Genomic DNA, 6,476 nt, shown 5'->3' on the forward strand with positions numbered 1-6,476 from the left:
TTATTGTCCCTATATTGAAAATAGACATACGGGTAATAATTGGTTTATGAATTGTTCGTAAATAAACCAATTAATGTGTAAATAAACATTAAATAAGTCACTAAATAGTAAAGCAATATTTGCATAACATGGTTAAAAAAAAGATTTATAAAACTTACCATTTTTAATGGTTGCTAGTGCTTAATTTTGCCGCTATTTTAAGGTTAAGTTGTATTAGATGGAATTAGTATGAGTTTCAAATTGATCTCTTTTTGCTATTGTATTCCCGTACTCTTTTTAAATGGTTGCGATGAGGAAGTGAGTTTATTTAGTAGCAGTAAAACGCCATTAGTGGCTAAAAACGAAAACGCTAATTTACCGGCTACTGCTATTGAGCAAAAGCACCTTGTTGTAGAAGGCCTAATAGAGGGAATTGTACCAAGTCACTGTAAACGTGGTGAAACAGCATATATAAATGCAAAAATGCAAAAGGTTATACGCAACCCAACCGCAAAAGTGACTTATACACTAAAGCCCACTGATAATATTTTGTCTGTGTGTGTGGCCAATGATAACTCAGCTATTACTTATCGTTATGGCACTGAGCAAAAAATTGGCCTAGAGTATACGGCCACTGCCGCGCAGCCATTTGGTAGCTACTATCGTCAAATAGGGAAAGTAGGCGAAAGTATTTTGTTTTTTAACAAAGGCAATTACTATTACTACATTATTAATGCTGGTGGTATGGGCAGTGGTGTTTCAGTGAACGTATATAAAAATAAAACGCTTATTGCGGAGTTTTTCTCTGGTAATGAAGCGTATAACGACTTTGTTATTGCCAGTAATTTAGACTTGCCTAAGTCGTTGGCAATAGAGCTTCAACCACATATAAACACAATGCAATGAATGGATTAAGTAAAGCACATTGTAACATTATTGAACAAGGGCAGTGGTTTTCTAAGCGTGATGCACACTTAAAACAGTTTTTACTAAGCCACGCAAAAACTTTAAGCCTTAGCGCGCACCAATCTCTTTTTTTACGAGGTGATAAACACGACGGTATTTATGCTGTATTAAGTGGTGTGGTGCGTATTAGTGGGGTAAGTAATAATGGTAAAGAAGCTGTTTTAAGCTTTGTTGATGCCTCGCTGTGGTTTGGCGAAGTCACTTTATTTGACCGCGGAATGCGCACCCACGATGTTTATGCGCAAACCGATGTAACACTGTGTTTTATTGGGCAACGCGCACTTGAGCAACTGTTAAAACAATACCCGCATTATTGGCAAGACTTTGGGTTACTCCTTGCACAAAAATTGCGGGTTATGTTTACTAGCATGGAAGATCACGCACTATTAAGTGCCGAGCGGCGCGTTGCAAAACGCTTGCTTATATTGTGTGCGCATTTAGCGCATAGTAATGGCCATACGTTTACTTTGTCTCAGCAACAATTGGCTGATATGACTTACCTTACACGGCAAACCGCCAATCAAATTCTAAAAAAATTAGCAAAGCAGCAACTCATTGAGGTCGGCTATAACAAAGTGACCATTTTAAACCAATCTGCTTTAGAGCTACTTTGTAATCAGTAAATGTCGGTTACCCGACAGAGTGATATTTTAAAAGCCTGATATAGTGTAAAAAAACACAATAAAAGGCACACACATGAAAACTCTACAGCAACAGCTTGGTACATACGGTTTGTACCATCGCTCTAAACGCAATGTTTTAACTCATTTTTTTGGCATTCCGCTTATTGTATTTGCGGTGCTGTGCTTGTTAGCGCGTATTCAAATACCCATTGGTAGCCTGCTTATTGATGGCGCGCAGCTTTTTGTTTTTGCAAGCGTGGTGTATTACTTAATGCTGAGCGTGTCACTTGGCTTAATAATGGGTGTACTGTTTACCTTATTGCTTTTAGCAGCCCAGCCAATCGCTGCTATGGCTTTTTGGCCTTGGTTAAGTATTGGTGTGGGCGTGTTTGTATTTGGATGGGTGCTGCAGTTTATTGGCCATTACTATGAGGGTAAAAAGCCTGCGTTTGTAGATGATTTAATTGGCTTAATTATTGGCCCGTTGTATGTAACCGTTGAGTTTTTATTTTTAATGGGGCTTTATAAATCGCTAGAGCATGAAGTTAACGCCATAGCAGGCCCTACCAAAGCATAACGCTAAGCGGCTTAAATATTTAGTTATTCGAGTGTACTAAATAAAGCGTTAACCGCGTTATAAATCATATATATGTCGTTATAAACGTATAAAACTTAACACGATTGCTATTAGCAGCGGATAAAATAATAAAGGCAAATAACCCATGCAATACAACAATAAAACCGTATGGATCACCGGCGCATCATCAGGTATTGGCAAAGAGCTCGCAATACAGTTTGCAGCACTGGGTGCCAAGGTTATTTTATCAGCCAGAAGCGTTGATAAACTTAACGAACTAAAACAAAGCTTACATGGCGATGGCCACATTATTGTGCCTCTTGATTTGTCAGCGCCTGAAGCTGTATTGGCTCAAGTTACTGATTTAATGAGTACATTACCTGCTATCGATATTTTAATTAATAACGGCGGGGTGTCGCAGCGCAGCCTATTTTTAGAAAACGACTTTAATGTTTACCGCCAGTTGATGGAAGTTAACTATTTTGGCCTCATTGCACTTACCAAGGCGGTAGCGCCTACTATGGTAGCAAGGCAAAGCGGTTCAATTGTCTCTATTAGTAGCGTTGCAGGTATAGTAGGCTCTAAGTTAGAACGGGCTATTCAGGCTCTAAATATGCGGTAGTGGGCTTTATGGATTGCCTGCGTGCAGAGCTTGCAGAGCATAATATTCATTGCTTAACTATTTGCCCTGGCTCTATTAAAACCGCCATTGCACATAATTCGTTAAACGAGCAAGGCATAGCGCAAAACAAGCCAGAGCACTCAATAGAAAATGGCATGGATGTAAGCCTAGCTGCTAAAAAAATGATCCTCGCAATTCATAATAAAAAAGACGAAGTGATTGTTGGCAAAGGCTTAAGCGGCTGGGCACCGACCATTAAACGGTTTTTTCCTAGCTTATTTAATCGATTAACCGCTAAAACAAACTATCGGTAGCATCGGGCGATTTAGAGATATAAAATGCTGTAAATTTAATCAATTTAGACAAGGATTCTAAATGAAGTATTTATGGCTTGGCCTGTTTTTTATTGTATTAACTTGGTCCGGAATTAACCCAAAAGATCAGTTTACTTGGCTGCTTGAAGTTATCCCCGCAATAATTGGTTTAGTGCTTATGGCAAGCAGCTATAAGCATTTTAAACTCACCCCCATTTTATATGGCTTTATATTAGCGCATTGTATTGTGCTAATGGTTGGCGGGCATTACACCTACGCCGAAGTCCCTTGGTTTGATAACTTATTTGGCAGTGAGCGTAACAACTACGATAAAGTAGGGCACTTTTTTCAAGGGTTCGTGCCTGCATTATTAGCGCGTGAAATATTACTACGTAAAAACGTAGTAAATGGTAAAGGCTGGCTAAATGTGTTTGTTGTATCGATATGTTTAGCGTTTAGTGCTTTTTACGAACTAATAGAGTGGTGGGTTGCAGTGTTAAGCGGTGAAAACTCAGAAGCATTTTTAGGTACGCAAGGGTACGTATGGGATACTCAATCTGATATGGGAATTGCCTTATTTGGCGCTATTTGCTCGATATTGCTGCTTTCAAAAGTACATGATAAACAGTTAAAAAATGTTAAAGATTATTGATTCAAATTTTATGATTAAAAGACAATAAATTATGACTATAAATACCCATAATTTCACGGTAAGCACAGATAAAAGCAAGCTTAACTTTAACGTTATTTATAACTTTATTGCTAATAGCTATTGGGCTAAAGGAATACCTAATAGCGTTATGCAAAAAGCGATTGATAACTCAATGTGCTTTGGTGTTTACAGCGCTGATAACGAGCAAGTGGGTTTTGCCCGCGTAGTAACCGACAACGCCACCTTTGCCTATTTGGCTGATGTATTTATTATCCCAGATTTGCAAGGTAATGGTCTGTGCAAGTTATTGGTTAAAACGATTGTAGAACACCCTGAGCTGCAAGGGCTCAGGCGCTTTTTATTAGCCACTTCTGATGCCCATGGCCTTTATGCGCAATACGGGTTTAAACCGATAGATAATCCAGCATTGCTAATGCAAATTAATCCTGCAAATGTGTATGAGGGAAATACTAAAGAGGTATAGTAAATTGGGGAAGGGCAATGTCTATGTAAGCAAGTTGTATGGAACTAATAAGCCATTGACATTAAAACTGATTTTTACTTATTAGGTTGAGATGTGATGCTTTTTAAAGGTGTATGATTTCCTAGTGCAGACATATTTGTATTCATCCATTTAAGAGCGTTGGATTGTGTTTTATAATAAATAACAACTGCTAATTTCTGATCTTCACAGCACTGACTTAATAATTTATTCTCAAATTCACACTCAGTAAATTTCGGCTCGCATAACCTCATTCATACACATAATGCCTCATTCAGAGGCAGATAATTTTTGGCTAAAATAGCGACGCAGAAGCAAAAGCCAACTGTAATTTGACCTGCTGAAATGACTTGTTATAAGCCATTTACACCGATGTACAAATCTGTTTTTTAATATCATTGATACCGTTACTTAATAATTTATTTAAAAACTCTTGATTAGGGTAAGTTACAGGGAAAGTTGAATATTAACCCTTAGTAGAGGATTGATAGTTCTTGGTTGAGCCAGCAAAGTCGAAAGAGGCGTTAATTACTAGAGCAACTTCATTTTCCATTGTAGATGAGCTAGTTAAATAGTAATTAAACTTTATATCTGATTGTGCTTTTTCTTTACCTGTTTCAGGGTAAATATCAATCAATTGGTTCTTTAGGTCTGGAGCAGAGTCCTGAGTTAGAATGTAATTGAAATCTGCACGCTTAACATTACTCATTGAAATGAACGAGCCTCCAGAAGCTACATTAGCATTAACAATATCTTCAAATTTAAATACATTCTCACCTTTTTTTGGAGAGTTTATTTCAAGGCTTGATACTGGGATTTGGCATGATGCGCTATTGGTTTGAAGTGAACTGTATTCAATATCTTTAGTTATTTGGCAACCTGCCAATAATACAGAAAAGGGTAATATAAACTTAAAATTCAAAACCGTACTCCTTTTGGGATATAACGCCGTTTTAAGCGGCAAATTTCAGTTGGCTAAAATAAGTGAAGAACGAACAAAAAGCCAACTATAATTTGTCCGACTTGAAAACCCTTGTTAGGCGTATTATTTCGATAAATGTTGCTGGATTTCAAGTGCCATTTTTTTTACAACTGGAGCATCAAGATCTAAAGTATTTCTATTTAGATTAGCATCGCTCATGCTACCTATGTGATTAAGCCAATTACGATGATAATTCTCTGATCGGTTAATGGTGCTAACTCTTGAATTTTTCGTTTTTATTTTTTCCCAATTCTTATGAGTTGAATCAATATATTGATGAAACAGATACGAAACTAAGAAGGTAGCTCCAATCGTGGTTAACTGATCTCCACCTTCAAACGAAAATACGTGCCTTTCAGAATTTACACTTGTCATGAAACATTCTCTAGTTGATGAATATGATGCAGAAGCTACAGTGCTCATACGGCTAACAGCTTTATCAGAGGACACTTTCCTCTTTTTATGAGCAATGTACGTCCTCTTAATTATTTTTAATATTAATAACAAATCTTGTAACACATTGCGAGTATTAAACTTTAAGGCGGGGTGTTCTTTTTATGGCAGGTGGAAAAGAGGAAATTGTCCTTATTTTCTGACTTAGGAGGTAAAACGCCTGCGCAGTAAGCAAATACAGCAGTTAAAGATTTAAAATGACATCCAAACCCCTTTTTTAATCATTTAACCTCCAATAAAAAATGCATCGAAAATATAAGTAACCGCTTTAAGTACATTTGTTTATGCAAGCCTATTATAAAAGGTGGTTTTTGGCTGGTGGAGGCTATAAAACGAGGTGATGAATTATTTACTAAACGCGTCTTTCTACTTTTAAAACAGTACAGACACGATATTTATACCAATCGACTTAAATATTTAGCCTTTCTCGCGTGCTAAATAAAGCGTTAACTGCGTTATAAATTTTTCATGTAGAACAACTACATGTCGAAATTTATGCCTTGTTATCACTCTATTTATCCGTCGCTATAAATGTCTAATTACTTAGCACGATTGGTATTATCTGGCTTTTTTGCTTCAAGCGCTTCTATTTCACTCCAGATTTTTTCGGCTTCTGCGCTTAACATGGCGTAGCTTTTAATGTCGCCTTTACGCTGTGCTTGCATGCCTTGCTCAAGCTTTGCATCGTACTCTTTACGTAATTTTTTTGTCGGGTCTGATTTAAATAGTGAAAACATGTGGCTCCTTAGTTTTATAAAAGTATTAGGGCGTGTTGATCTTTGCGGATTGAAATTTGTTCAATCTAG

The 6,476-nt window shown here is 37.2% G+C and carries 8 protein-coding genes and 1 pseudogene; 6 read left to right on the forward strand and 3 right to left on the reverse strand.

All coding sequences use genetic code 11. The annotated features are described in order from the left end of the window. The first annotated feature begins 228 nt into the window (after positions 1 to 228). The 6 genes and pseudogenes from B2R65_RS19120 to B2R65_RS19145 all read left to right on the forward strand — a co-directional run bounded on the left by B2R65_RS19120 (position 229) and on the right by B2R65_RS19145 (position 4,217). Positions 229 to 885 carry a hypothetical protein gene (locus tag B2R65_RS19120; protein WP_286745366.1) on the forward strand — a complete coding sequence of 219 codons (657 nt, stop codon included), beginning with the start codon at positions 229 to 231 and terminating at the stop codon, positions 883 to 885. After that, the gene (locus B2R65_RS19125) at positions 882 to 1,568 is read left to right on the forward strand and encodes a Crp/Fnr family transcriptional regulator (RefSeq protein ID WP_286745369.1); all 687 of its coding nucleotides are present in this window, start codon (positions 882 to 884) and stop codon (positions 1,566 to 1,568) included. Before B2R65_RS19120 ends, B2R65_RS19125 begins: the two co-directional genes overlap by 4 nt. Before the next feature lie 73 nt (positions 1,569 to 1,641). Continuing rightward, positions 1,642 to 2,145 (forward strand): Mpo1 family 2-hydroxy fatty acid dioxygenase, encoded by a 504-nt coding sequence (locus tag B2R65_RS19130; protein WP_096739468.1) that lies wholly within the window; start codon positions 1,642 to 1,644, stop codon positions 2,143 to 2,145. Positions 2,146 to 2,290: 145 nt separating this feature from the next. Then, positions 2,291 to 3,081, forward strand: a pseudogene (locus B2R65_RS19135) (SDR family oxidoreductase). A 61-nt stretch (positions 3,082 to 3,142) separates the two neighbouring features. Continuing rightward, positions 3,143 to 3,733 carry a DUF2238 domain-containing protein gene (locus B2R65_RS19140; RefSeq protein ID WP_286745372.1) on the forward strand — a complete coding sequence of 197 codons (591 nt, stop codon included), beginning with the start codon at positions 3,143 to 3,145 and terminating at the stop codon, positions 3,731 to 3,733. 31 nt (positions 3,734 to 3,764) lie between these two features. Next, positions 3,765 to 4,217, forward strand: coding sequence for a GNAT family N-acetyltransferase (locus tag B2R65_RS19145; RefSeq protein ID WP_286745374.1), 453 nt, complete (start codon positions 3,765 to 3,767; stop codon positions 4,215 to 4,217). A 484-nt stretch (positions 4,218 to 4,701) separates the two neighbouring features. Here the strand turns inward: B2R65_RS19145 and B2R65_RS19150 are convergent, their stop codons facing one another. From B2R65_RS19150 to B2R65_RS19160, 3 genes are all read right to left on the reverse strand, one after another. Beyond that, positions 4,702 to 5,157 (reverse strand): hypothetical protein, encoded by a 456-nt coding sequence (locus B2R65_RS19150; RefSeq protein WP_286745377.1) that lies wholly within the window; start codon positions 5,155 to 5,157, stop codon positions 4,702 to 4,704. A gap of 123 nt (positions 5,158 to 5,280) precedes the next feature. Then, the gene (locus B2R65_RS19155; RefSeq protein ID WP_286745380.1) at positions 5,281 to 5,640 is read right to left on the reverse strand and encodes a hypothetical protein; all 360 of its coding nucleotides are present in this window, start codon (positions 5,638 to 5,640) and stop codon (positions 5,281 to 5,283) included. 569 nt (positions 5,641 to 6,209) lie between these two features. Further along, positions 6,210 to 6,407 carry a DUF6435 family protein gene (locus B2R65_RS19160; protein WP_286745383.1) on the reverse strand — a complete coding sequence of 66 codons (198 nt, stop codon included), beginning with the start codon at positions 6,405 to 6,407 and terminating at the stop codon, positions 6,210 to 6,212. Positions 6,408 to 6,476: the final 69 nt, after the last annotated feature.

Source organism: Pseudoalteromonas sp. UBA2102, assembly GCF_002331165.1.
Lineage (GTDB): Bacteria > Pseudomonadota > Gammaproteobacteria > Enterobacterales > Alteromonadaceae > Pseudoalteromonas > Pseudoalteromonas atlantica.

Bases quoted from the DNA above. Each gene is read 5' to 3' on its own strand.
- B2R65_RS19120 (WP_286745366.1), top strand. From the start codon at position 229: ATGAGTTTCAAATTGATCTCTTTTTGCTATTGTATTCCCGTACTCTTT.
- B2R65_RS19125 (WP_286745369.1), top strand. From the start codon at position 882: ATGAATGGATTAAGTAAAGCACATTGTAACATTATTGAACAAGGGCAG.
- B2R65_RS19130 (WP_096739468.1), top strand. From the start codon at position 1,642: ATGAAAACTCTACAGCAACAGCTTGGTACATACGGTTTGTACCATCGC.
- B2R65_RS19140 (WP_286745372.1), top strand. From the start codon at position 3,143: ATGAAGTATTTATGGCTTGGCCTGTTTTTTATTGTATTAACTTGGTCC.
- B2R65_RS19145 (WP_286745374.1), top strand. From the start codon at position 3,765: ATGACTATAAATACCCATAATTTCACGGTAAGCACAGATAAAAGCAAG.
- B2R65_RS19155 (WP_286745380.1), bottom strand. From the start codon at position 5,640: ATGAGCACTGTAGCTTCTGCATCATATTCATCAACTAGAGAATGTTTC.
- B2R65_RS19160 (WP_286745383.1), bottom strand. From the start codon at position 6,407: ATGTTTTCACTATTTAAATCAGACCCGACAAAAAAATTACGTAAAGAG.